The 26947-nt window shown below is 43.4% G+C and carries 13 protein-coding genes and 1 pseudogene; 11 read left to right on the forward strand and 3 right to left on the reverse strand.

The genetic code is table 11. The features are described from left to right. Positions 1-20: 20 nt before the first annotated feature. The gene (locus tag MTR82_RS06565; RefSeq protein WP_246808366.1) at positions 21-1298 is read right to left on the reverse strand and encodes an ArnT family glycosyltransferase; all 1278 of its coding nucleotides are present in this window, start codon (positions 1296-1298) and stop codon (positions 21-23) included. Positions 1299-1998: 700 nt separating this feature from the next. Between MTR82_RS06565 and MTR82_RS06570 the strand changes: the two genes are divergently transcribed. From MTR82_RS06570 to MTR82_RS06605, 9 genes and pseudogenes are all read left to right on the forward strand, one after another. Continuing rightward, positions 1999-4614: an S-layer homology domain-containing protein gene (locus MTR82_RS06570; RefSeq protein ID WP_246808368.1), complete on the forward strand. Its 2616-nt coding sequence runs from the start codon at positions 1999-2001 to the stop codon at positions 4612-4614. A 1249-nt stretch (positions 4615-5863) separates the two neighbouring features. After that, positions 5864-6091 carry a hypothetical protein gene (locus tag MTR82_RS06575; RefSeq protein ID WP_246808369.1) on the forward strand — a complete coding sequence of 76 codons (228 nt, stop codon included), beginning with the start codon at positions 5864-5866 and terminating at the stop codon, positions 6089-6091. Between the two features lie 345 nt (positions 6092-6436). Then, complete coding sequence (locus tag MTR82_RS06580; RefSeq protein WP_246808370.1) at positions 6437-6700, forward strand: hypothetical protein; 264 nt, start codon at positions 6437-6439, stop codon at positions 6698-6700. A gap of 425 nt (positions 6701-7125) precedes the next feature. Continuing rightward, positions 7126-7401 carry an excalibur calcium-binding domain-containing protein gene (locus MTR82_RS06585; RefSeq protein WP_246808371.1) on the forward strand — a complete coding sequence of 92 codons (276 nt, stop codon included), beginning with the start codon at positions 7126-7128 and terminating at the stop codon, positions 7399-7401. Positions 7402-7704: 303 nt separating this feature from the next. After that, positions 7705-12726: an S-layer homology domain-containing protein gene (locus tag MTR82_RS06590; RefSeq protein WP_246808372.1), complete on the forward strand. Its 5022-nt coding sequence runs from the start codon at positions 7705-7707 to the stop codon at positions 12724-12726. A gap of 417 nt (positions 12727-13143) precedes the next feature. Then, a pseudogene (locus MTR82_RS17140) lies at positions 13144-13494 on the forward strand (lamin tail domain-containing protein); the annotation flags it as partial. Positions 13495-14286: 792 nt separating this feature from the next. Next, positions 14287-15072: an endonuclease I family protein gene (locus MTR82_RS17145; RefSeq protein WP_425023883.1), complete on the forward strand. Its 786-nt coding sequence runs from the start codon at positions 14287-14289 to the stop codon at positions 15070-15072. Between the two features lie 311 nt (positions 15073-15383). Beyond that, complete coding sequence (locus MTR82_RS06600) at positions 15384-19007, forward strand: S-layer homology domain-containing protein (RefSeq protein WP_246808376.1); 3624 nt, start codon at positions 15384-15386, stop codon at positions 19005-19007. Between the two features lie 165 nt (positions 19008-19172). Beyond that, complete coding sequence (locus MTR82_RS06605; RefSeq protein ID WP_246808378.1) at positions 19173-20471, forward strand: S1C family serine protease; 1299 nt, start codon at positions 19173-19175, stop codon at positions 20469-20471. A 396-nt stretch (positions 20472-20867) separates the two neighbouring features. On the opposite strand, the gene MTR82_RS06610 is transcribed toward MTR82_RS06605, so the two are convergent. Further along, positions 20868-21632, reverse strand: a complete 765-nt coding sequence (locus MTR82_RS06610) for a C40 family peptidase (RefSeq protein WP_246808380.1) — start codon at positions 21630-21632, stop codon at positions 20868-20870. Positions 21633-22272: 640 nt separating this feature from the next. On the opposite strand from MTR82_RS06610, the gene MTR82_RS06615 reads away from it, so the two are divergent. Next, entirely contained in the window at positions 22273-24453 is a 2181-nt protein-coding gene (locus tag MTR82_RS06615; protein WP_246808381.1) for a S8 family serine peptidase, read from the forward strand. 103 nt (positions 24454-24556) lie between these two features. Here MTR82_RS06615 and MTR82_RS06620 read toward each other — a convergent pair whose 3' ends face one another. Further along, a complete protein-coding gene (locus MTR82_RS06620) occupies positions 24557-25609 on the reverse strand; it encodes an acyltransferase family protein (RefSeq protein ID WP_246808382.1) in 1053 nt (350 codons plus the stop codon). 174 nt (positions 25610-25783) lie between these two features. Between MTR82_RS06620 and MTR82_RS06625 the strand changes: the two genes are divergently transcribed. Next, entirely contained in the window at positions 25784-26803 is a 1020-nt protein-coding gene (locus MTR82_RS06625; protein ID WP_246808383.1) for an acyltransferase, read from the forward strand. Positions 26804-26947: the final 144 nt, after the last annotated feature.

Below are 26947 nucleotides of genomic sequence, written 5' to 3' on the forward strand. Positions count from 1 at the left end.
AAGAAGCTGACGGAGAATCGCTATAAACGATTCTCCAACTCAGCTTCTTTTATTTTCTTTCGATTAACAAAGTTCACCAATACATGGGCCATGCCGCCGATTGCCAGGAAGAAATACGGCAGGAGCGGCTGGTTATATCTTGGGTAAGCCAGGTATAGGTTATTCATCACCGTGAAGTACAAGATGAACAGGACAATGAACAGCCATTCTTTCCAGATCCGCGCTTTGACAGCGAACATCAGCAGAAGAGAGGCGAGTCCGGTCCAGAACAACGCGAGATAGGCGGAGCGCATCGTCTCTTTTTCAATGCTCAACACTTGCAGCCAATAGAAAGGCTCTTCCCACTGGATGCGCAGCTTGGCTGTCGTATACGTTTCCCAGAACCAGTCAGGATTATGCTCACGCATCATTTGGATCCGCTCTTTTGCCACTTCCATCTGGTAAATATTCTGTTCGTAGCGGCTGGCTTCCGGATGCTCATCGACTAGCTGCTGCACGACAACGTCGAAAGGCGGCCCGTATTTATAGCCGTGTCCTTGATAGGTACCGAGCAAAGTTGGATTGCCTGCGCCGCCAGAGAGCGGGATAAATGCGTCATAGGCGATGTAATTGCGCGCCCACCACGGCCCCATCACAAGCAGCAGCAAAACAGCGGCAATGCCAAACTGTTTCAGCGCAATCTTGACAGGATATTTCTTCAATACTAAATACACGAGCAAAATAACCGGGAACAGCGCAATTGTCGGGCGGAACATCAGCATGAACAAATACAAGCCGATGACCCAGTAAAAATCTTTCATCGAATGCGTGTTCGCGAGACGCAGCGAGAAATAAACGAAGAAGATGAAAGCGGCAGTAACCGGCGATTCTGTAGCGATCAAATTATCCGTCACTGCAATCGGTACATAAAGCGCGAGGATCAACGCCGCAACAGAACCGGCTAGTGGGCTGAACAAACGTTCTCCGATTTTGTAAATGCCAAAGATGCTCAGGCAGCCGATCAAGATCATGGCAACTTTAGCTGCGGCGAGACCGACAGTTCCTGTGCCGAAAAAGAAAAACACGCTAGCAACCAAGAACGGAAGGCCGGGCATGATGTGCACAGTCGGCTCCGAATGGTCAACGTAGACCAGTTTGCCTTCTTCCAGTAAAAACTTCGCGCTGTCGATGTAGAAGTAATCGTCGCTGTTTAAAGAAAGGCCGGGTCCATAGTAAACAAGAATCGCTAACCGGAGAAAGAATCCGATGACGAGTGGAATCCAAAGCCAGAAATTGAGTTTTGTAATCTTTGTAATCATTATATCCTCCTAAATGAATAGCCCTTCCTATTATAAAGGATAGAAGAGAAGTTCTCAGCCATTTCACGAAGAAAAGGAAAATATCTCTAGTTTTTCACAACACCTCTTTAGTCACGAATGGAAAAAATTAAGAAATCCTGAAATTATGAAAGAACTAAACGTTTCGAACTATGGTATTTATTTAAAAACGAATAATAAATCAATATTTTATCTGAATGATAAATAATTTTCATAATAATCTGATGTAAGCATTCTGACCCTTAACCATGGAATTGGAACAATAAAATATTAACAACAATTTATGAATATGAATTTAGTTTTTGTGTATAATTAAACATTAGTGAGAGAGGAGATTTTCCAGATTGATAGGCGAAAAACCCCTAAATCACACGAAAAGCTTCGAGATTCTGTATTTTTTGTAATACTATAGACTCTTTTTTACAATAAAGTGTAATTTTTAGGATACATTTTTAATTTATCAGTTGAAATCTTTAATATCTTTGTTAAACTAAGTTAGAGTTTAATTTTCTGATAATCTCTTGCTAACTGCCTACTTATTCGCAATACTAACTTTTAGACTTTAGTCATATTAATTTAGGATATAGTGGCAGGGAAGAGCTTTTATCAGTATAATTAAATTGGGTTAACCAATACTCATCATTTACCACATTAACACCTAAAACAGGGAGGAATTACACACATGGCTTACCAACCAAAGTCTTACAAAAAATTCGTTGCAACTGCAGCGACAGCTACATTAGTAGCAACAGCAGTAGTACCTGCAGCTTTCGCAGCAGAAGTAAAACCTGCAGCATTCACTGACGTTGCTCAGCAATACCAAGCAGCTGTTGATTTCGTAGTAAACAACAACATTGCTAAAGGTTTGAACGAAACTCAATTCGGAGTTAGCGCTCAAATCAAACGTGGAGACGCAGCTATCATGATCGCTAATGCAGCTGGTATTAACGATAAAGATGCACCTACTTCAGGATTCTCTGACGTACCAACTCGTGGCGTTCTAGCTATCAACTCTTTGAAAGCAGCTGGCGTTGTTAACGGTAAATCAGCTACAAACTTCGGTTTCAACGATTCAATCACTCGCGGTGAAGCAGCAATCATGCTTACTAACGCTTTCAAATTAAAAGGAAACAATGCAAACGTTAAATTCACTGATGTAAACGATCGTTACCTTTCTGCAGTAGCTGCTCTAGTTGCTAACGATGTAACTAACGGTATTTCAGCTACTCAATTCGGTACTGCTAACAACATCAAACGTGGAGACTTCGCTCGCTTCCTTTACGCTTTGGAAGAATACATTGTTGGTGAAGAAGCTCCTGTAGCAGCTAATGTAAAAGCACTTAACGCTACTGAAGTTTTAGTAACTTTCAACAAAGAAGTTTTAGAAACTTCAGCTGAAACAATCGCTAACTATGAGTTTGATGCAGCAGCGCCATCACAACAAGCTAATATCGTTCCTACTGATATTGAATTGCAAGAAGGCGGTAAATCAGTAATCGTTCGCTTTGCACCAGGTGCATTAGTGGATAAAACAACTTACGATGTTACTGTAAACAACGTAATTACTACTGACTACCAAATCATCAAAGACTACGAAGAATCATTCCTATTTGAAGGAGACACAGTTGCACCTAAACTTGCAAATGTAAGTGTAGCTGGAACTAATTTACTTCTAACTTTTGATGAGCAAGTAAACTTTGTTGCTAATCAAACAGTATTGCGCGTAGATGGAACTCAAGTAAGCCTTGCTGGTGCTACTGCAGTTTCTAACGATGCAGGATCATACACTTATGCTGTTCCTGCTAACGGATTAGCTCTATTAAATAAAGGTACACATTCACTTACATTAGTTGGTCTTGAAGATGTTGCTGGAAATGAAGCAGGCACTTTGAGCACTACTTACAATGTATCTGATGACGTAACAGCTCCAACAACTCAATCAATTACTGCTGTTGATTCTGATACTTTCAAAGTTACTTTCAGCGAAGCAGTAACAGCTCCAACTCTTAAAGTGCTTAAAGGTTCAACAGAATACACTACAGATGTAACAGTAGTACCAGGCACTGGCAACACTCAGTATTATGTAACTGTTGATACTGAAACTGGTTTTGAAGGAAATACACCTTTAAACCCACTTTACTCAGCTAACCAATCATCAGTAAATCTTTCTGTAACAGTTTCTAACTACCGCGATGCCGTTACTTTAGTTGGTAACCCGTTCACAGGAAATGTAACTTTAACTAGAGACACAACTGCACCAGCGTTGTTGAACAACTCACTAAACACTGTTGAAACAGTTACAGCTAACGAAGTTTCATCTACTGTGATCACTGTTCCATTCAATGAACTAGTTGCTTTGAACGGAGCACCTACAGTTAGAGTAACAACTCCTGCAGGCGTTGAAGTAGTAGCAAGCGGTGTCCGAGTTGTTCAAGGGCCAACAGCAACTACATCTGCAGTTGAATTGACGATTGCTGGTGCAGCACAAGCTGGAACGTACAGCATTGCATTCCCGGCAAATGCACTTAGAGATGCAGAAGCTAACTATAATGCAGCTTTAACTGCTACAGCAGTAAGCGAAGCTCCAGCTAGATACCAAACATTGGCTGCAGGTTCAGTATCTGTACCTTCTAATAATGTAATTAGCGTAAACTACGGTGAAGAAGTAACTGATTCAGCATTGACAGTTTCTAACTACACTTTAGATAATGCTCCACTACCTGCTGGAACAGTAGCAGTATTTGCTGGAAGCAAAAACGTAGTTGAACTTCGTTTACCATCTACTTTCACAGTAGTTGACGATGCAGCTTACAAATTTGAAATTTCACAAAACGTTAAGACTGCTCAAGGAGAAACTATCGTAGCAAATGCTGCAGCGACTCCTAAAGCTAACTACACACAAAACATCACTTTGCGTGATAACGTTGCACCAAGATTAGTATCTGCTCGCTACGCTGTACAAGCACAAGGTGATGCAACTACTAACCGTATTGAATTGACTTTCAGTGAAGGTGTAACTCTTAATACAGCTAACAACGTAACTGATGATTTCTCAGTACTAGTTAACGGAACTGCAATTGCAGTAACAGGCGCAACAGTTGATGGCGATAACGTTATCTTAACTACTGCAGCTCCAATCAATGCAATTCAAGCTGCTACAGTATCGATCGTTCCACAAAACGCTGATACTAACCCATTAGTAGCAATCACTGATGATTCAATTTCAAGAAATGCAGCAGCAGCTGGAACAGTTTCAGTTTCAGGATCAGCTGTAATCCCAGCTTCTCAACAAAACTAAACGAAACGTTACTCTATAAATTTCAACCGAAATGAAATGAGTGGAAAATCAGTCCCTTTAATTAGGGGCTGATTTTCTAACTGTTTAATTGAATTAATCGGGGAAGTTCCGATTGCTGAAAACAGTTCAAAATCAGCAGCCTAATCCTCCTGCGTCCGGTGCGGAACTAACATTCCAAAAGGGCGAAGTCAGGTGAAGTCGTACTCATAAACGAGGCGGGGCTCTTTAAAAAATGGCTATGGCTAGGATAACGAATCCATGTAGGCAGGGTGAGGTAATCATTTATGCGAAGGTAAGCTAGGAGCTCATAACTGATCTGTTTATTTGAAATAATAAGCAGCGTTTGGCTAATTCGAACTGTTAATCTTTACGTTCTTATTCCTGGATAGTGGAAGCCTAAGGCAATTAAAAAGAGGGATCAATTAAATGGAACGTTTGAAGTTCTGCTAGAAGAGGTGTGTTAGCACCAGTGAACCTTGCAGAATGGCAGCGGGTTTATAGTAGTGTTGATGATCGGCCGATTGTATTTTATCAGTAATGGTAGAAGAGGAGAAAACCGATAGGAGCGAAGAAACCCAGTCTGTGATGCTTTCTGAAACTTATTTCCCTATAATTTGTTTCAAATATTAATTTTTAAGGTCCATCACTCAATGTGGTGGACTTTTTTTGGTATCTTCAAAATACTTTTATACTGAAAAATGAATTGTTCAAATAACTCTGATGAAAAAATAGTAAAGACTTCAATTTCTTTCTACTTAAAATGTGAAATAACAGAAAATAAAAAGAAGCACTATATAAATGTGAATTTTATAGATTTAAAAAACATAAATTTGACAAAGATTGAACAAGTACAAATTGATTTGCCTAATATATATGTAACCTTTATAACTTTTTTTAAAAGAATTTATCCAAACGTATTTAGGGCTAAAAGGAATAAAAGATTAAGTTTTTAACTATCTTTAGAGTAGATAAATAGTCCCGCGAAAAAGTTATATACTTGAATAGGATTATAGAGTATTATATTTGTAGGGAAAATTTTTAAGGGAATTGTCATAGATGGCACGCCGTATGCGATGAAAGTCGCTTGTGCGGTGTAGGCTTGTTATAAAACCGAAAGATAGAGAAGGTATAAGACAAGAATAGCGAACCAAACGAAACTATAGTAGCAGTGAATGATTTCAGAGTAGGCGGTTACAAAGGAGAAGGAGAATTAACTTTTCGGTTTAGTGCAGTTACAGGTGCTGATACTTTGAAAGTACAACAATCCTCTGATGGTGGGGAAACATGGCTGGATTCAACAATTACCTCCGTTTTTGATGGTCCGGGAGAGAATTACACTGGAACTACTACATTGACCGAAACCAGCACTGCTGTACGTGTAGGAGGGTTAACGTCTGGAACCTCTTATGATTTCAAATTGGTCGGTACAGATGAAGGCAAAGAAATTGAATCCAATACTGTGAGAACGACTTACTAATTTCAACAACATCGAAAACCCCGCCAATTGGTGGGGTTTTCTTATGAAAAAGATACTGTTCGCATCGGCTAAAAAGAGTAATTAATTGATATAATTTTTTCCTGTTCTTTACATAAATTAATACGAAAATAAATATATACTTTTTATATCAGTTAAAGTATTATAACTTTAGGGAATAAGTTAGTAAAAGAATATTGCAGATTGCACGCCGTATGCGATGAAAGTCGCTCGTGCGGTGTAGGCTTGTTATAAAACCGAAAGATAGAGAAGGTATAAGACAAGAATAGCGAAAAAGTAACACAACTTGCTTTTGAACGCGGAGAGAGTGCATATGATTATATTGTAGTGGGAGAAAAATTTGAATGGTCAGATTCAATTACTGGGATCTATTATTATTTCTTAGGGTCCGAAGCTTCTAATGGTTCAAGTGAGGAATCAAGACTAGAAATTCCGAAACTTTCGGAGTCTGAAAATGGTTTTGGTTATATAATCGAAACAAACCGAATCGGTATTCCGAATGGCGCTCCAAGTAATATGGTTTTCACTATTGAAACAGATGGATATGGCACATATAAAGCCACTGTACCGAATGATGAAAGAGGAATTTAAAACATTATAAGAGACTAAGCTTCGCCTTATGGCGAAGTTTTTATTTGCAGTTATGGACGGTCAGATGCAAATAATTGTTCTGAAATTGGACTAGTACTCCAAAAATGAGCCACATTCAGAAACCTTAACGGTTTCAAGATTTGGCTTTTGCATGTTTGGAAGAAGTAAAAAGAGTCATAATTGAATGGAGCAAAAGCAAGAAAAAGGAGGAAAGGGAGGTCTGAACGATAGATCCTAAATAAAGTCTTAAGGCTGAATTATCTTGTTAACTTAATAAAACTTTTGTTATGAAGAAAAATATATATAGATTTATAGTCGTAAGAATAAATACCTGCTACAATATTTAAGTTAACAATATTTGGATGGCATAAACCACTTGGAAATTGTTATTGGAAAACCAGCACAAAGGGAGAGGGGAAATTACAATGAAAAAACTTAGTTTTGCAGTTTTGTCTGCGATGGTGGCACTTAGCTTTACTTTCAGTGCAGCACCAATGCCGGCAGATGCAGCAGGGGCGAAAGTGAAGACGTATGCGAACTGCAAAGAGATCAACAAGGTCTATGCAGGCGGTATTGCCCGTTCTTCAAAAGCGACAAATAAAGGCGGAAAATCGAAGTATAAACCGTTCGTTTCTCAAGCTTTATATGATGCTAACAAGAAAAGCGACCGCGATAAAGACAATATCGCTTGCGAACGATAAAATATGAATTCAGATAAAAGCCTCTCAGCTTCTAAGCTGAGAGGCTTTTTCAAATTGTAAAAGATAGGAAAAATTACTGACAAACATTTACAAATATAACACAATTATTGGAAATATAATAAAAAAATTATAAAATGTATTGAAATTTACAATAATATTGCTAACATGAGAATATAGCACCAATTATATAAGTGTATTTATGACTTTGTAACCTTTAACTTGTAATTTTGTGGTTTATTTTGGTAAATACATCTGTATGGGCGGCTGTTAAACATTTAGAGAGAATACGGGGGAACCATCATAATGGCCTATTTATCAAATTCACACCGCAAATTTGCAGCTGCAGCAATTACGGCTTCACTAGTCGCAACAGCTGTTGTACCTGCTTATGCAGCACCTTATTCAGATGTATCAAACCGCTACGATGAAGCAATCAACTATTTAACTGAAAACCAGATTGCTCAAGGAATTACTGCTACTAGTTTTGGGACAGCCCAACCAATTAAGCGTGCAGATGTAGCAGTAATGGTCGCAAAAGCACTGAAGCTAGATGTAAATGCACCTGCTGATTCTGGATTTACAGATGTGCCGAAACGTGCAAAAAACTATGTGGATGCATTGAAAGCAGCTGGCATTGTTAATGGCAAAACCGCTACTACTTTTGCTTCGGATCAAGAAATTACGCGCGGCGAAGCGGCCATCATGCTGGCAAAAGCGTTTAACCTGAAGGGTGAAAAAACTAAAATGACTTTCACTGATGTATCTTCACGGTACGCAGACTCAGTTGCTGCACTAGTAGCAACTGAAATCACTTCTGGAAAAACGAAAACTTCATTTGGCACTACTCAAGCCATCACACGCGGTGAATTTGCTATTTTCCTTCATAAACTATCGAAATTGGAAAATGCAGCACCGTCTTCTGCCATAGTGAAAAACGAACTGGAATTGCAAGCCGCTTTAAAAAATACAGACATCCAACATATTTTATTGGCAGAAAGTATCGTTTTATCTAAAGACCTTATCATTAAACGAAATGTAAAATTAGATTTAAATGGGCAGGTATTGACCGGAAATATAAGCTATGAAAATAATGCAAACTCGGATTTCTTTTTAACGTCGTCTATAAAAAGCGGCAAGTTAGCCGGGAATTTAACTGTCAACGTACCCAATGCTGATTTCACTGTCGGAGAAAACGTTGAAATTACTGGGCTAACCACGATTGTTAATGTCAAAGCAAGTACGTTTTACAACAGAGGAATCTTGCATTCAGTCGTAATTAGAGACATCGATGGCGCAAGTTTTGCTAATGTAGAAAATGGCATCGTATTAGACGAATTGGCGCTAGACACAACAGGGAAAGTGGCATTAATCGGTTCAATCAATTTGGTAACCGTAAATCAAGCTGCAAGAGTCAATGTCGGTGAACAATCTTCAGTGAAGAAAATGATCTTTAAAGCAAACGGGGCTACAATCGATAACTTTAAAGGGAAAATCGATATACTGGAAGCGCTTCAAGGCATTATCGTTAAAGATTCTTTTGGTAAGTTGGTAGAAATGAATACTGAGAATCCAGGCAGTCCAGGCATCATTACGACAGCTTACGTGAAAAATCTCGAAGAGCTGGAAGCGGCATTAGCTGCAGAGCGAATCAAAACCATCAACTTAACTCAAAATATTGAGGGGTTAACCGAGCAGATTAAAATCAATCGTACAGTGAACCTGAATGGACGAGGGTTTAAGCTCCAGTTCACCAATCGTTTAAACACGGCACAAACCGGTGAAAGAAGCGGAATTGTCATTTTGGCAGATCAAGCGAAAGTCTTTGATTTAAATGTAAAAATGGCAGACGTTAACGGGTGGGAAGGAACTTATGCCCTTCAAGTTTATGGAGCGAAGGATGTGCTATTGCATAATTTTACAGGAACCGGCGCTGATGCAGCTTTGTTAGTCAACGGCTCAACTGTTGAATTGACAGGTACAACGACAGTAGAAGGAAATGAGTTCGGTGGGATTGAAGTATCGAAAGGGTCGGATGCAACACTCTTCAACTCAGAATTGAAAGTGTCCGGATCAATCATCAATACACAGGAAACTACTGGAACGCCAACGATTTGGGCAGTGGAAGGAAAAGGCAGTGTCAGCGGGAACGCGCCTGCCCATTCAAGTTCACTTATTAAGCCGGGGCAAGTCCAGTATTATGTAAGCAAAGCACCTGTCGATGCCTTCCATAAAAGCTTTATTGAGGCAGCAAGCCTTCCGTTTTATCAATTGGTCGATTTAGACTTGCCATTGGATAAACTGGAATCACCGATAAAAGAAGTCTTTAAAGACTGGGAGACAGAACTGGAATTATTGGAAGAAGAAAAAGTGTCCGAATCTAATCAGATGTTGATCCAGGGAATAGAAAAGAATGCGGCAAGTTATATCAGTGACCGAATCATCCGGTTTACCCGTTTAATTGCAGCTGAAGATTATACCGTGAAAAGCTTTGAAAAGTTGACAGCAGCAAAAGAAATAGCCGTGCCAGCAACTTTTGGCGAGGCAATTGAAAAAGCAGCGAAGGTCAATGAGGCAGTTGCCCAACTGGTATTTGCAGCGCAGGCTGATCTGGACCTCGCTGTGGCAAAAGCGGACGCGTTAAAAGAAGCAGATTACGCGGCAGCGAGCTATCAGCGCGTAAAAGAAGCGGCCGGTTTGGCGCAGCCACACAGCAACCAGGAAGCGATAGCGAAAGTAGAAGCGGTTTCTTTAGCTCTTTCAGCGCTTGTGTTTGAAAGCCAGAAAACATTGGACGAGGCAATCAATTCTGCAACAGCATTAGCAAAAAAAGACTATACGTTAGCAAGTTTTGCTGAGGTCGAAGAAGCTCTTAATCTACCGTTGCCGACAAGCAACCAATTGGCCAAGGAAAAAGCGGAAGCGATCCAAACAGCGATGGCAGGACTGATTTTCAAGAATCAGCAGGATTTAGATGCAGCGTTAAGAAAGGCAGAAACTTACGTAGCGGTTGATTTCACGGCAGCTAGTTTTAATGAATTGGAACTGGCTATCGTTTTGAAAAAGCCGCAAAGCAATCAAGAAGTATTAAACAAAATAGCGGTGATTCACCAGGCTATTTCTGAACTGGTATTTGCAGATCAAGGCAAATTAAATGAAATTGCACTGGAAGCAGGGGCTTTGGTTGAAGCAGATTATACCGCTGACAGCTATGAAAAGGTAAGCGGTGCTTTGATGATTCCTGCTCCTACTAGCAATCAAGAAGTAAAAGCGAAGGCGAATCAAATTGCCAGTGCCATTGCGCAATTGATATTTGCGGACCAGGATAAGTTAAACCAAATTGAATTAAAAGCAGCGTCATTGATTGAAGCAGACTATACAGTCGAAAGTTATGAAAAGGTAAGCGATGCTTTAGCAATCTCAAAGCCTTCCAGCAACGAAGAAGTAAAAGCAAAGGCTAACCAAATTGCCAGTGCGATTGCTCAATTAATATTTGCAGACCAGGACAAGTTAAACCGACTTGAATTAAAAGCAGCGTCGTTGACTGCAGCTGATTATACAGATGGAAGTTATAAAAAGGTAAGCGATGCTTTGGCGATCTCGAAGCCTTCTAGCAATGAAGAAGTGAAAGCGAAAGCCGATCAAATTGCCAGTGCCATTTCAAAATTGGTATTTGCGGACCAAGACAGTTTAGACGCTGCGATTGAAAGAGCCCAAACCTACAAAACAGGCGATTATACGTCAATGAGCTATGGAGAATTGACGGCCGCTTTGAATTTGCCTGTTCCAACGAGCAATGCGGCAGTAAAACAACAGAAGAATGCCATCGATTCAGCCATTTCCCAATTGGTATTTGCAAGCCAAGCCGCATTGGATACAGCAATAGCAACTGCATCTAACTACTTGGGTGCGGACTTTACGAGCTCTACTTACAGTAATTTAGAAGAGGCATTGGAGCTGCCGAAGCCGACTACAGAAGCCCAAACAAAAGCAAAGGCTGATGCGATCAACACAGCGATAACAGGCCTTGTATTTGCTGGCCAAGCGGCTTTAGAAGCAGCGATGCTGGATGCGAAACTGTATGTTGAAGCTGACTATACGGAAGAGAGCTATCAGCAGTTGGCTTCGGCTTTAACCATTCAGCAGCTCCAGAGCAACAATGAAGTAAAAGCGAAAACAGCGATGATTCGGCAAGCCATTGACCAACTTGTTTTTGCGGATCAAGCAAAATTGGATATGGCCAAAAACAGAGCAGCTGATATCGAGGAAGCTCACTATTCTGCCAGCAGCGTAAATGTGCTGAAAGCTGCACTTCGCCTTGCGGAAACGACCAACGCAGAAGTGAACAGTAAAGCAGAAGCCGTTGCAAATGCACTGGATTCTCTTAAATACAGCATCACTGGTTTTACTGCCATTGACACAATCAAAGCAGGAAGCACGAATACGGCACCCGCTGCATATGAAAGCTTATTGCCGCAAAAAATACAAGTAGTGCTTGCGAGCGGCAAAACAAGAGAACTGACAGTAGCCGAATGGACAGATGTGGATGGCTATAATCATCAGGCAGCTGGGTCTTATACATTTGCAGCGAAATGGGACGATCAAACAGATATCGACTTTGCCGGCCAAGCGTTTTCAGTTGAAGTGGCGGTTGAAGAATTGCCGTTATTCGTTAACAGCAAATCCATTTCGAACTTCGACTACTCAACGTCCCAAGCAACTAGTGCGTCGTTGAGCAGCAAGCCTGTCACTGTGGGTGACTTTACAGGGAATCCAAAGAGTTTTGTGATTGTGGCTGGAGAGCACCGAATACCTGTCAACATATATTGGAAGCTTTCAACGGACTTTACGCGAGGCCAGTCAATGGGCGGCGTAGTGGATAGCGCGATTCAAGATTATTTCTATGCGAAATTAGGCGTAAATGGGCTTATGAATCGTACAGTGAATTCTTACGGTTTTAATGACACATTTTCAATCAACTCATATTTGTCCGGCAGCGCGTCGACGATTCGATTGGAAGGGCCGGACTGGAATTATTTTTTTGAACAGAACTACAGTGCCGGAAAAGATTTGGATGCTTCTAAAAATCGTTCGTTTACCGTCAGTGTTGGCGAAAAAACAGCTACAATTAATTTGACCACAAAATTCGCTGCTATCTCTAATATGGTCACTACAATCAATAGTCAGCTTTCAAAAGCCAAGGTGCCAGCAACAGCGGTAGTTATTGATTCATCTCATTTCAAAATCGTTTCTTCTGTTCTCGGCCAAGAGGTCCTCATTGGCGGAACGCATAAAGGGGAGTTCTTTTTAGAAGAAATGGTCGATTAAATCCCTGTTCCTTGTACCCTAATTAGAATAAATAAAAGTTGGAAAAGCTCCATTGCCGAAAATTAGGCAGTGGAGCTTTTGTTTTTTACGAGAGTATTGGGGACAGAAAAAATGAAATAAATTTGTGCAGAGTAGAGCTGCCGTTTCTCATTATAGGCTTTTGCTTTTATTAAGTTCATGTAATAGTTTCTAAATAGCGTTGACGTAAGAATTGTAGTTAGTTAAAGTCGTAAGTAGAGAATAGTTAAAATTGTAAATTTACTTTATTATAAGTAAATAATTTACAATATTTTTTTGGTGGGATGTGGGGGAAATAGGAATATGAAGAACAGAGGAGGAACAGCACAAATGGCCAAAAGAAAATGGAGCAAGCCTGTGAAAGTCTTATTGTCGATCGGGTTGGCGGCAGGATTGTGGATGCCAACAGCACAATCACCGGTTCAAGCAGCGACAACGGCAAGCGATCTTTTTATCTCGGAGTACGTTGAAGGCAGCAGCATGAACAAAGCGATTGAAATTTATAATGGCACAGGAAATGCTATCGATTTAAGCAGTTACTCGTTAGCTTTGTATGCAAATGGCAGCACGACGGTGCAAAGCGAGATGGATTTATCCGGAACGGTGGCTAGTGGAGAGACGGTGGTCATCTACAATGGCCAGGCAGCTGAAGGCATCAAGAGCAAAGGGCAATTACAAAATAATAATGTTATCAATTTTAATGGCGATGATGCTTTAGTGCTGAGGAAAGACGGCACACCAATCGATTCTTTTGGCCAAGTGGGCACGCGCATTGAAAATGCGAAAGATGTCACGCTGGTCCGCAAAACCGAGATTCAAGCGGGCGATCGCATTGTGGACGATGCATTCAATCCTGCGGACGAATGGATCGCTTATCCGGCAGATACGTTCGAGCACCTTGGAGCGCATACCATGACGGGCTTCGGTGAAACACCGGCTCCAGAACCTGAGCCAGAACCGGAACCAACGCCAGATCCTGAACCGGCACCAGGGATAGAACCGATCGAACCTCAAAAGTTCCTTCATTATAAAAACTTAAACAAGAAGAAATTGAATATTGGCCAGCCGAGCGTATCGTTGACGCTCGAGGGTAAGACAGCGATTTCTGATGCGGTCTATTTGAAAGGAAAATACGCTGAATTTCACGGAATTGGCTTTCAAAATGTGAAAGTGGTATTGAGTCCGGCTAGGGCAGAATCCATTTTTGATTTTAAAGGAATCGAAGTGGCTAAAGTGGTGGTTGATGGCCCGAAAGTTTCTCAAGTTAGAGGGGCAGAAAACGTCAAGGACATCGAGTTTACCAACGGAGCAGATTACGAAGCGATCGAATTTTACGACGCAGCCGGTCAGCCGATGAATTCGCCTCATTTGCCGGCCGAGAACAAAGCGCCGGTCATGCTGAAAGCATTTGCCAATGAACAAGTGAAGAGTGGGAAAAGTTTGCAATATGATTTAACGGAATACTTCGCGGATCCGGAAGGGGAAAATCTCGCCTTTACTTCCACTAAAGGCAGTGTAGCAGGAACTATCTTGACAGTGGATCTGCCGGCTGGTTCCCATATTATCGGTGTGACGGCGACCGATGGCCAGAAGAGCATCACGCAATCGTTCTCAGTAACGGTGACAGAAGAAGTTCCAGCAACGGGAAGCTACTACGAAACAGCTACAGGTTTGAGCGGCGATGCATTGAAAGATGAGTTGCATGCAATCATCGACGATCACGACCAGCTGAGCTATTCGGCAGTATGGGATGCGTTAAAAGTGACGGATGAAGATCCGAACAATCCGAATAATGTCATCCTTCTTTATACCGGTGAATCACGTTCGAAATCATTGAACGGCGGCAATGTCGGCGACTGGAACAGGGAACACACGTGGGCGAAGTCGCACGGAGATTTTGGAACATCGCGCGGCGCAGGAACGGATATCCATCATTTGCGTCCGACAGATGTACAAGTGAACGGGGCTCGCGGGAATCTTGACTTTGACTACGGCGGCAGTAAAGTGAGCGGCTGTGACGGCTGTCTGCGAACAGCGAATTCGTTTGAGCCACCGGATAGAGTGAAAGGCGATGTAGCGCGCATGCTATTTTACATGGCCGTTCGCTACGAACCGGGCGACGCAGTGGATTTGGAGCTGAACGAACTATTGAACAACGGATCAGCGCCGTACCATGGGAAATTGTCTGTTTTACTTGAATGGCATGAGCAGGATCCAGTCAGCGATTGGGAACGCCAGCGCAACGAAAAAATTCAAGACATTCAAGGCAACCGCAATCCATTTGTCGACCACCCGGAATGGGCAGCGTCGATTTGGGATGCGAGCTGAGATGGAGAGAGTCCTGCAGAGAGTTTTTTGCGGGGCTTTTTAATGGTTGAAAGATGAAAGACCTCTTAGTAGCCATCCATTATTCAATTTAAAATATAATTAAATAAGACATATAAGAAATTAGAAGAAAATGAAATCATCGAATATATGTACAATAAATGATTAAAAATGATTAAAATATAGAATATATTAACAATTTAATAATCTTGAAGGGTAAATAGTTTGAATGATTACAGAAAATTTACGAAGCGCTTACATTCTCCCTGTATAATTGGTTTGTAACGCCAAAAAAATCCAAGGAGTGAAAAAGTTTGTCAAAAAATGCATGGATTAAATTGTTTTTGAGCCTTATTTTGGTTCTGTCAGCAGCTTTGCCTTATATGGCCACTGCAAAAGCGGCTGAACCGATTACGGTTGCAGAAGCAATTGCAAATAATACAGGAACTCAGACTGTGAAAGGATATATTGTGGGGACAACTGCAACTGGTCCGAAATTTAATCAGGTAGCGCCATTTACAGTTCCGAGTAACTTAGGAATTGCAGATTCGCCTGATGAAACCGATCCGACGAAAATTCTGCCTGTGGAATTACCAAGTAAATCAGCAGCTAGAACAGAATTAAATTTAGTTGATAATCCATCAAATTTTAAAGCAGAAGTTGTAATTACAGGATCTCTTCAAGCATACTTTGGAGTTCCTGGATTAAAATCTCCAACTGCTTTTACCATTCTTTCTGATGGTGAAACTCCTCCTCCAGCACCATCTGCAGAAAAAGTCGATTCAATTGCTGAAGCACGTGCAACAGCAGATAAATTGATCGAAGTGGAAGGGACTGTAACTACGGGTACTGGTTTCTGGGGCGGCAAAGCCTTTTATGTCCAAGATGAAACCGGTGGAATTTACGTTTACACAAGCACGGATTACGGCTTAACCCCAGGAGATAACGTTAAGCTGACGGGGAAAGTTTCCTTGTATTCCGGCGAACTGCAATTGCAGCCAAGTGATGTGAAAAAACTTTCTTCAAACAATCAGCTTCCTGCTTTGCAAACGCTGACGCCAGCTGGTATCGGTGAAGACACGCAAGGCGAATTGATTGAACTAAAAAATGTAACCATTACCGATTTGAAATCATTCAACTATGGTACGTTTGAATTCACAGCGCTTGCAGAAAATGGCGAGTCGATCACGATCCGCAACGATAACCGCAACGGGTTGCTTTATGACCAGTTTATCAAGCAATATAAAGAAGGCGATTTGATTCATGTAACGGGAATCGCATCTAAATTCAATGCTTCTTATCAAGTGAAGACATTAGGCAGCGAAAGCTTTGACTTAGTCAATAAACCCGCTGTTTATGTTGATATTTTCCCTGGAATTGTTTCTGAAGGGACAGAAATTACACTTCAATCGGGTTGGGAAAATGCAGCTATCTACTACACAATAGATGGTTCTAACCCGACAACAGCGAGCACAAAATACACAGCACCGATCGAATTGACAAAAGACACCGTGATCAAAGCAATTGCTGTCGGAGACAACACTTCGGAAGTTTTTACATTTAACTACACGGTCCTTAAAACAAAAGATCTGAAAATCCGTGATATTCAAGGCAAAGGCCATTATTCGGAATATCAAAACAACCCAGTTGCTGGGGTAACAGGTGTGGTGACGCATCTATACAACACGGCAAACTTTGTGATCCAAGACACAAATCCGGATAATGATATTACAACTTCAGAAGCGATCATGGTCAACAAACAATCGCACGGATTGAAAGTCGGCGATGTGGTTACTGTAGGCGGTACAGTGGAAGAACATTTCCAGGAAGGGTACGCAGATGCTAAAGACAACGATCTTCCAATCACGCGCATTCGTGCAACTGATGTCGTAAAAGATGGTACTGCAGAGCTTCCAGCACCAATTATTATCGGCAAAGATGTATTCCCGCCGACTAAGACAATCGATTCCGATGGGTTGACTCAATTCAATCCAGATGTTGATGGCATCGATTTCTGGGAATCGCTTGAACTGATGCGTGTCGGCGTTGCTGACGCACAAATTGTTGGCCCTCAAAGCTACGGGGAAGTAATTGTCGTTTCTAAAAATGCGACCAATAATGCTTTCCATAAACAAGGCGGCATCTTGATTGCAGAAGACGATTACAACCCAGAGCGCATCGCTTTCGATATTGACAATGAAAAATTCCTTGCAAAAGCCGGCGATTCGTTTGATGGAACTCCAGTAGGGGTCCTAGGCTTTGGCTTCGGGAACTATAAGATCTGGGCAGTAGAAAGCGACCTTCCAAAACTCGTGGATGGAGGCACTGCACCAGAGCAAACGTGGATCCAAAAGCAAGAGGATAAATTGACAGTAGCTTCTTATAATGTAGAGAACTTTTCTGCAGATCCAAGCCATACGTCAAATGAGAAAGCAGCGCGCATTGCTGAATCATTCGTCGAAGATTTGAACTCTCCGGACATCATCGTGATGGTGGAAGTCCAAGACAATGACGGTCCGATCACTTCAGGAAACAGCGATGCAACTGCAACTTATGAACGGTTGATTAGTGAAATTGAAAAAGCAAAAGGTCCAACATACGAATGGACGGATATTGCTCCAGAGTACAATAAAGACGGTGGGGAGCCAGGCGGGAATATCCGCGTTGGCTACTTGTATAACCCTGAACGCGTTACTTTATCCGAAGGAACGAAAGGGTCAGCAACAGAAACGAATTCTTGGGTAAATGGTGAACTTGCGTTGAACCCAGGTCGTGTCCAACCGATTCCAATGCCGGGTACACGAAAACCACTGGCAGCGCAATTTGAATTCCAAGGGGAGCAAGTAGTCGTTATCGGTGCTCACTTAAATTCAAAAGGCGGAGATCAGCCGCTATTCGGCAAGAATCAGCCTCCTACTTTAGGGTCTGTACCTGAACGCATTGAATTGGCAAAAGCGATTAATGGTTTCATCAAAGAAGGTTTGGCTCAAAACCCTAATTTGAATGTGGTTGTAGCAGGAGATATGAATGATTTTGAATTCACACCAGCTCTAGCTGCACTAAAAGGCGATGTTTTGGCGAATAAAGTCGAAGATGTACCAGTAGAAGACCGTTACTCTTACTATTACCAAGGAAACTCCCAGGTTCTTGATCATGTATTAGTAACGAAGAACCTGAAAGATAGAACAGAAATCGATATGATTCACATCAATTCAATGTTTATGGAAGAGCACGGACGTGCTTCTGACCACGATCCTGTTCTGGTACAAATGGATTTGAAAAAGCCGGTAATAATACCTGAGAATCCTTCATATCCAAATCCGCCAGTTGAACCAGAAAAACCAACAGAGCCGGAAAAACCGGAAGTTCTAGAACCTGTAACTTTTGATGATATCCAAACGCATTGGGCGAAAAAACAAATTGAAGCGCTGGCTTCAAAAGGGATTGTCTTCGGAAAATCCACAGAAGCGTTCGAACCTGAAAGCAAACTTTCACGTTCTGAATTCGCCGTCCTATTAGCGCGTGCTTTGGAATTGCCGTTGAAAGAATACGAAGGTACATTTAAAGATGTGAGAACATCTAAAGCATGGGCTTACCAGGGAATCGAAGCGGCTGCGCGAGCAGGCATCGTCTTCGGTAAAACGGACGGCACCTACGATCCGGATGCTGAAATCACGCGTGAAGAAATTGCCGCGATGATGATCCGCGCAATCGAGTATCAAGATGCTTCGCTTTTAGAAGGCATTGATGCTTCCCACAAGTTTGCAGATGCGAAAAACGTCGGCAAACACGCAGTAGAGGCAGTAGCGAAAGCTTACGGACTTGGCATTATTTCTGGACGTGTGCACAACAAGTTTGATCCAAAAGCAGACATCACACGTGCTGAAACGATTGTCATCCTTTACCGCGGACTTGATAAATTGGATTTATTAGATTAATGCGAGAGCTGCAGCCAACCATGGCTGCAGCTTTTTGCTTTAAATAACCCCCTCGATTCTGGCAACCGCACAATCGACTTGCTATAATAGGAAGGAATTGAAACCAAATGGCTTTTGGACCGTCTATTATAGGAAGAGAAAAGCAGAAGCGAGTTGAGGGAATCGATGAATAACCGAACAGGAAAACGCAAACAGCAGAGCCAATCGCGCAATAAACGATTGCTGCTTAGTATATTGTCTTTGGTTTTATTGGCAGCGATCGGGCTCGGGGTTTACTTTTTAGCCTTTACGCCGGATTCGAAATCGAATGCCGCACCTCCGATGAAAGAAGATTTCGCGGGCATGGTGTATACGGGATTTGACGTAAGTGAAATTGAAGAACTGGAAGCGCCGGAAGAAGTCGTGCAGGGCACGGTCGAAAACGCGGTGGTGAAGAAGCCGGAAGAGCCGGTGAAGACGGAAACCGTCATTATCCCGCCGAAAAAAGACAGTTCGTTGATGATCGCAAATGCCAAAGCGCATGTCTATACGATCTACACGGATTTGGAGCAGGGATCCGGATTCCTGTTTAATACGCAGGGCGATATCGTGACAAGCGCACACGTCGTGAAAGATGCCTCGTATATTGTCTTGAAGAACAGCGACGGCCAGGAATTCAGCGGCCAGATTGCCGGAATTTCTGAAACGGAAGACATCGCCTTGGTGCGGGTGGAAGAGTTGGCGGGCAAACAGCCGATGGGCATCGCGACATCGCCTGCAGAGCCAGGCACTGAAGTGGTGGCGATCGGCAGCCCGGGAGACGTCAGCAATACCGTCACAGAAGGGGAAATCACTGCAACCGGTGCAAGTTTCTCAGATGGCTACGAGTACACGGATATGTATGAAATGACGGCCGTATTGAAGAAAGGGTCGAGCGGCGGGCCGCTGATCGATTTGGACAGCGAGAAAGTGCTCGGCATCAACTCGATCATTCTGGAAGACAATCCGGAAATCGGCTACGCGATTCCAATGTATGCGGTTGTGGACCAGCTGAACGCATGGGCAGCGGATCCGATTACGTACGAAGAAGAGGAAATTGTCCTGCCGGATGTCAAAGATGCCTTCTTTGAAGAAACCATCCTGCGCGACTTTATCACCGCTTATTATGAATTGCTGCCGTACTCGTTGAACGATCCGGAATTGGCGTATTACGAGTCGTACTTGCTGCCGGACAGCCAAGGAGCAACAGAAGGCAAGAACTTCGTCGAAACGAACCGCAGCGAGACGCGCACATTCGATGCCGTTGTTCCTTCGATTGACAGTGTCGTAATCGGCGAGGAAGAAGCGCTTGTCGAAGTGAGAGCTACGTTGACCTACCACGATGAAGAAACAGGCGAGACCGCTACGATCGAGCACACAGCGATTTATACTGTGGTGATCGATGGATATGGGGATTACCAGATCAAGAACATTGAAATGAAATAAGGGGAAGAGAGCTGGCTATTCGCTGGCTCTCTTTTTGTATGGCTGTGAAATTAACTTTTGCGGGTGCGAAATCTACCACTCAGCCTTCGAAGTCTACCAACTCGTCCGCGAAGTCTACCACTGACCGGTCGAAATCAACTCACTCCAATTAACACCTTCGCCAACGCGGTTCGCAGCAGGCGGAACGCATCCATTCATGCACTTAATCTTTGGATTGTGTGCGAAATTACCCTAATCAGCCTCGAAATTACCCTCGGCACATGCGAAATTACCCCGTGACACTTTGAAATTACCCCATCACCACACGAAATCACCCCGCGCCACAAAAATTCCTTCTATATAAAACAACGCAAAAAAAAGAGCCAAGCAATTACTGCCTGGCTCTTTCCTATTTGATTAGTTGATGCGTTTGAAGCTATGGAATTTTGGTCCCCAGTAAGAGTTGTTTAAGCTAACAACTTCTGCTTTAGATCCGCCAGCGTGAACGAACTGGTTGTTGCCGATGTAGATCCCGACGTGAGAGATCCCAGCGCGGTATGTGTTAGCGAAGAAGACCAAGTCTCCAGCTTGTGGAGTTGATACGGTAGTTGACTCAGCGAACTGAGTTGTTGTTGTACGTGAAATGCTCTTGCCTGCTTGCTTGAATACGTATTGCGTGAATCCGCTGCAATCGAATCCTGCAGTGGTTGTGCCGCCGAATTTGTAAGGCGTGCCTTTCAGTGCCAATGCTTTAGAGACGATTGTTGAAGCTGAAGCTGTGTTTGATACTTTAGCGACTGAAGAAGATGTTGAAGTAAGAAGTGAGCTCAAAACCCAACCGGCTTTGCCGTTCGCTTTTACTTTGTACCAAGTTTCTTTGCCGACTTTCTTTTGGTGAGTCGCTGTAACTTTTGTGCCAGCTTTCGCTAGAGTGACAACTTTGTATTTTGTGCCAGCATCCTGGCGTACGTTCGTGTTGTATTTCGTTTTGAAAGTTCCGGATTTCGCAGTTGCTTTGCTTGCTGCAACTTGCTCGACTTCTACTGAAGCATCTACGGAAGTAGTGGATTCATAAGTTGAAAGAACCTCGTCGTTTGTATTGAAGGCTGCTTGTGCATCCGCGGCTGTTTGGCTAAGGAGTAGTGTACTTGCTGCTAATACTGAAAAGACAAATTTCTTCATTATTTTTCCCCTAACATTTTATATTATCTAAATATAAGTTTTTGTTTTCGTTGGAATCTGTTTTTAACTATATAGATTCCTGCATTTAAAAACAACGTCAGTTAGATTGCAGTTATATTACAGTTTCGTTACAAAGAAAAATATGTTTAATAAACCCAGTTATATCAAGGTTTTTCAAGAAATAAAAAACCGCTTCTAAATGTTTAAAAATCAGAAATAGTGGTTATATGCGCTAAATATTTCATTTTTGCGCTCGTTTTGATCTGTATAAATGTAAAAATAAGGAGATTTGACAGGTAATATTTCAATCATTATAACTTCCAAGAAAAAGTGTACTAGCACACCGTGAATGGGAGATCTGGAAACCACGAATAAATAGTGTAATTAAAATGACTGAAAATTGAAATATTTAAGAAGAGAGAAAATTTTACCTATAGCTCATTAAACTTTTACTTTTTATGGAAGTATAATAGTTTTCTAAGTATTTTTACTACTTCGAAATAATAATTTAATAAAATTAGATTAAAATAGACAAAAAATAAGAAAAAATTATATACTGTTAATGGAAAGATGTTAAAAATAAAGTAAAAATATGGATATAAATGAGAGTTTTTATTCATGGGAAAAGGAAGATTCATCGTTGAAGAGCATAGGAAGAAGTTTTATTGCGCTGGCGCTAATGTTGGCAGGAGTAGGAGAAGTTCCCGTTCTGGCACAGGCGGAAGAAGCGCAGAAAGTGATTGTCGTTTTTGAAGAACAAGCAGATATGAAAGAGGTTATCGAGGAAGTAGGCGGAGCAGCGACGGAAGAATACGCGGCTGTCGATATGGCTGCGGCAGAGCTGACTCCTGCAGCTATTGCAGAATTACAGCAAGATCCGGGGGTCCTTTATATAGAAGAAGATGCGATTGTGGAGCTTCAGGGGCAGATGGAAGATTGGGGAATCGCTTCGAGCAATATCCCGGAAGCATGGAATTCTGGTTTTACAGGGAAGGGTGTAAAAATTTCCATCATAGACTCCGGAATTTCACCGCATGAAGATTTAAAAATTGCCGGTGGTACATCAACAGTCAGCTACACAAACTCTTACGCAGATGATCAAGGGCATGGCACCCATGTAGCGGGCATCATCGGGGGATTAAATAATGTCTACGGGGTCAGAGGGGTTGCCTATGATGCGGAGCTGTATGCAGTCAAAGCTTTTGATGCGAAAGGCCAGGCATATGTATCCGATATGATCGAAGGCATTGATTGGTCGGTCGCGAAGGGCATGGACATTATCAATTTGAGCGCGGGTTCTCAAACGGGCTCGACAGCTTTTAAATCGGCAGTGGACAGGGCTTATGCCAGCGGATTGCTGATCGTGGCAGCGGCCGGAAACGACGGGAATTCTACAGGAGCGGGCGACACGGTCGATTTCCCTGCCCGGTATCCATCCGTTATTGCAGTAGGTGCGGTTGACCGCTATTCGAAGCGGGCTGATTTTTCTTCTACCGGCAGCACGTTGGAAGTAACGGCACCGGGCGAGCGGATCCTGAGCACTTACACTGGAAACCAATATGCTTACTTAAGCGGCACATCGATGGCGACGCCTTATGTCGCCGGTGTACTCGCATTGATCAAGCAAGCCTACCCGAATTCGACAAATCAGGAAGCGCGCCAAATTTTGATTGGCCATACGCGAGACGTAGGGCCGGCAGGAAGGGATCCGTATTATGGCTACGGGATTATCCAGGCTTCATCGTTTGAACCAGTGACGCGCCCTCAGCAAATAAATGCCGTGACCAGCCTTGCGTTGAATGCAAAAACGTTGTCTGGAGCGCCTGGCGATCTACTCAGTTTATCCGCGGCAGCGACATACCAAGACGGCAGCGTGCAAAATGTAACGCCAGATGCAATTTGGTCATCCGCTGATCGGACAATTGCGACGGTCGCAAACGGCAAAGTTCAATTAAACGCATATGGCAGCACGACCATCACAGCGACATTTAGCGGAAAATCGGCAACGGCGACCATCACGGTTCCGCAGCCTGAAGCGAATCCCGTGGTGAAACTGGAAACGGACCAAACGAACTTTGTGGGCAAACCCGGCGACGTTTTTACGGTTTCCGCTACAGCTCTGTTTAAAAACGGCCAAAAAACGGCGGTAACGAACGAAGCCAGTTGGCATTCGAACAATGAAGAAGCGGCAACGGTGACAAACGGAAAGATCACCGTTCGAGGATACGGCATCGCAACTATTATGCTCGAATTCGCCGGCCAAACGGCGACGGTCGTTGTCAACAGCCCGAATCCTCAAGCAGCGCCGAATAGGATCCATTTCGATGACGTTCCTTCGTTCTATGCACCAGCAGTCGATTATTTGGTGCAGCGAGGAATTACGCAAGGAAAATCCGCCGCTGAATTTGGCGTCGCCGACCAGATCATCCGTGCCGATGCGGCCATTTGGCTCGCAAAAGAATTGGAGTTGGATACGGCGGCGGCCAAGCCATCCGGTTTCGGCGACGTGCCGGAACGTGCTGCAGGCTCCGTCAACGCTTTAAAACAGGCAGGCATCATCGGCGGAAAGACCGCAACGCGTTTCGGCTCCTCCGATCCGCTTTCGCGCGGCGAAGTGGCCATCATTTTGCAGCGGGCATACAAATTGGAGTCTGGCAATCAAAGATCCGCTTTCACAGACGTTTCAACGCGCTATGCAGAGTCCGTCAATGCGCTAGTGGCGAATCGCGTGACCGACGGATTGACGCCGACGCAATTTGGCGTTTCCCGGAATATTACAAGAGGCCAGTTGGCGGTATTCATTTACCGTCTGGCGCAATAAAGGAAGAAGGGCCGATTCGCATTTAGAATTGGTCCTTTCTTTTATAGAAGCTTTCCAGCCAAAAAAAAGAACCGATTCCCAATCGAATCGGTTCTCACATCACTTATTCCATTCGTGCGAGCAGCCGGTCCATCAAGCGGTTGCGTCCGGTGATCCACTGGGTCGCGCGATTGACATACAGCAAAGCGCCGACGCCGATGCAGATGCCGAGCGTAAATAGCAGCAAAGAGCCAGTATATAGAAGGAAACTGTCTTCGAAAACTTTGACAATGCGGCCGAGTGCCAGGATGAACAGCATGTGCGACAAGTAAATGAAAAACGAGAAGCTGCTGATGATTTCAAGCAGCGGCCGCGGCTTCTCTAATTTCCGGAACAGGACGGTCATAAGAAAATAAACCGACAGCGTGTAGAAAAACATATCGTAGCGGTCGCTTGATACCAAGGTATAATCGGTTTCCGATGCGTGAAAGTAAATCCAGCTGAAACTTGCCGCAGAAGCGAGCAAAGGCAGCCAGATTTTATTCGCCAGAAACGCAAAGATCCGGTCGTAGTAGACGCCGATGTAAAAGCCGGCAACAAAATAGAATAGCCAGGCCAAGATGAACGTCCGGTACCAGAGCGGATATTCCTCAAAAATGAACAGGCGGTAGCTTTCCAGATGCTCCAGCGCATATAGGTGGGCAAATGAAAGCGCGAAGGCGAAAGCGAGGGCAGCAAAAGGATTGATCTTCCGCAGCAGCCGGTTCAGCACATAGTACAAGAGGTAGAACTGGAAAATGACGAGAATGAAGAAACCGTGCCAGTCGCCTGCACCGATGATGTTCCAAGCGGTCGGCCAGAAGGCGCCGCCGCTTTGCTGGGCAGTGATATACGCCGACAGCAGACCAATCAACACGTACGGCAGGAAAATGTATTGGACCCGTTTCCATAGAAAATCCTTCGGCAGCTTATCCGGATAATTCCGCGACAGCAAGGTGATGGAAATCAGGATGAAAACCGGGGTAGCAAACAGGAATAAATAGCGGATGGCCAAAAATACAGGGGTTTCGGTAAAATCCGTTTCGGCAAACTTTGCGTAATTCGTCAGCACGTGGTTATAGACGACGCTGAGGCAGGCAAAGGCCCGGATCATATTGATTTCGTTTAACTGTTTCAAGAAGATAACTCCGTTTCTATCAAGTGCATTTTTTATAACGAGACCTATTATATCAAATTGCAATGGGAAAAATAGAAGTGCATGTGTCCGTTTCGTTTCAGTCAAAAGGGAGTTTCAACAATCGGCGGGAAGGGGATGTGTAGAGAAAAGAGAGTTTTACAAAGGGGCGGGGCTATGAACGAACGATACGATTATATGGATTGGCTTCGTGTGTTTTCGATCGTCGCGGTGGTCGGCGTTCATGTGGTATCAAAAATCATCAACAGTGCGGCGACCGATGAATGGGCGTGGCAATTTGCGAACGTCATCGATTCGGGCTTGCGCTGGTGTGTGCCGATTTTCTTCATGCTGAGCGGCGCGCTGCTGCTGACACGGCATCCGGATGAGCCGGTCGGCGACTTTTTGAAAAAGCGTTTGAGCAAATTATTGATCCCGCTTGTAGTCTGGAGCGGTTTTTATATGGTCTATAATGTGATGGAACTGGGCGAAAGCTACACGGCCTGGGAAATGGCCAAATTGTTCCTGACCGACGACGTCTATTATCATCTTTGGTTCATGTATACCATTCTCGGCTTGTATTTGATGGCGCCGTTTCTCCGCATTCTCGTCCATTACATGTCGAAGGCCGCGTTCCAATGGCTTCTCGGATTTTGGCTCCTATTTTCAGCCATCCTTCCGTTCTTCCCAAAATACCTGGATTTTGAACTCGCGGTGCCGGCCGGACTGTTCTCGCCGTACATCGGCTATTTCATGCTCGGCGCTTATCTCGTCATGTATCCGCTGGCGAAAAAGCATCTGCTTTGGCTCGGTGCAGCAGCGGTGGTCGGCTATATTGCGACTATTTGGGGAACGGCCGCCTTGACCCATCAGGCAGGTGAACTGGATGAATTCTACTACGAGCATTACCGGCCGAACGCGTTTTTCATTTCGCTGTTCCTGTTCGTCCTTTTCCAAAAGCTCAGTAACCGCCTGAACCCAAATCCCATCATCACCCGCATCAGCATGGCGACGCTCGGCATCTACGTGATCCATCCGCTGATCCAGCTGTACTTGAATAAATTCTTCGGCATCAACGAAACGATGATCCATCCGGCTTTTGGCATCCCGGTTTCCTGGATGCTGATATTCCTGATTTCCCTCGGGATCATTCTCGTGCTGCAGAAAATCCCGGTAATAAAGAATATTGTGCCATAAGCTATGTGTTTGAAACCCCGTCTCTTACTCAGAGATGGGGTTTCATTTAGGAAAAAACGCCATAAGTCCCGGTAATAGATTTTCAAATAGTCCATAAAGCCTTGCTGAGATAGTCTTGAAGCTTACATATACCTACATAAAAAG

Origin of the sequence: Planococcus ruber, from assembly GCF_022819085.1 — a bacterium.
In the GTDB taxonomy this organism is placed as follows: domain Bacteria; phylum Bacillota; class Bacilli; order Bacillales_A; family Planococcaceae; genus Planococcus; species Planococcus ruber.

Coding starts and splice junctions, on each gene's coding strand:
- MTR82_RS06590 (WP_246808372.1), top strand. CDS start 7,705: ATGGCCTATTTATCAAATTCACACCGCAAATTTGCAGCTGCAGCAATT.
- MTR82_RS06610 (WP_246808380.1), bottom strand. CDS start 21,632: ATGAAGAAATTTGTCTTTTCAGTATTAGCAGCAAGTACACTACTCCTT.
- MTR82_RS06565 (WP_246808366.1), bottom strand. CDS start 1,298: ATGATTACAAAGATTACAAAACTCAATTTCTGGCTTTGGATTCCACTC.
- MTR82_RS06625 (WP_246808383.1), top strand. CDS start 25,784: ATGAACGAACGATACGATTATATGGATTGGCTTCGTGTGTTTTCGATC.
- MTR82_RS06605 (WP_246808378.1), top strand. CDS start 19,173: ATGAATAACCGAACAGGAAAACGCAAACAGCAGAGCCAATCGCGCAAT.
- MTR82_RS06570 (WP_246808368.1), top strand. CDS start 1,999: ATGGCTTACCAACCAAAGTCTTACAAAAAATTCGTTGCAACTGCAGCG.
- MTR82_RS06585 (WP_246808371.1), top strand. CDS start 7,126: ATGAAAAAACTTAGTTTTGCAGTTTTGTCTGCGATGGTGGCACTTAGC.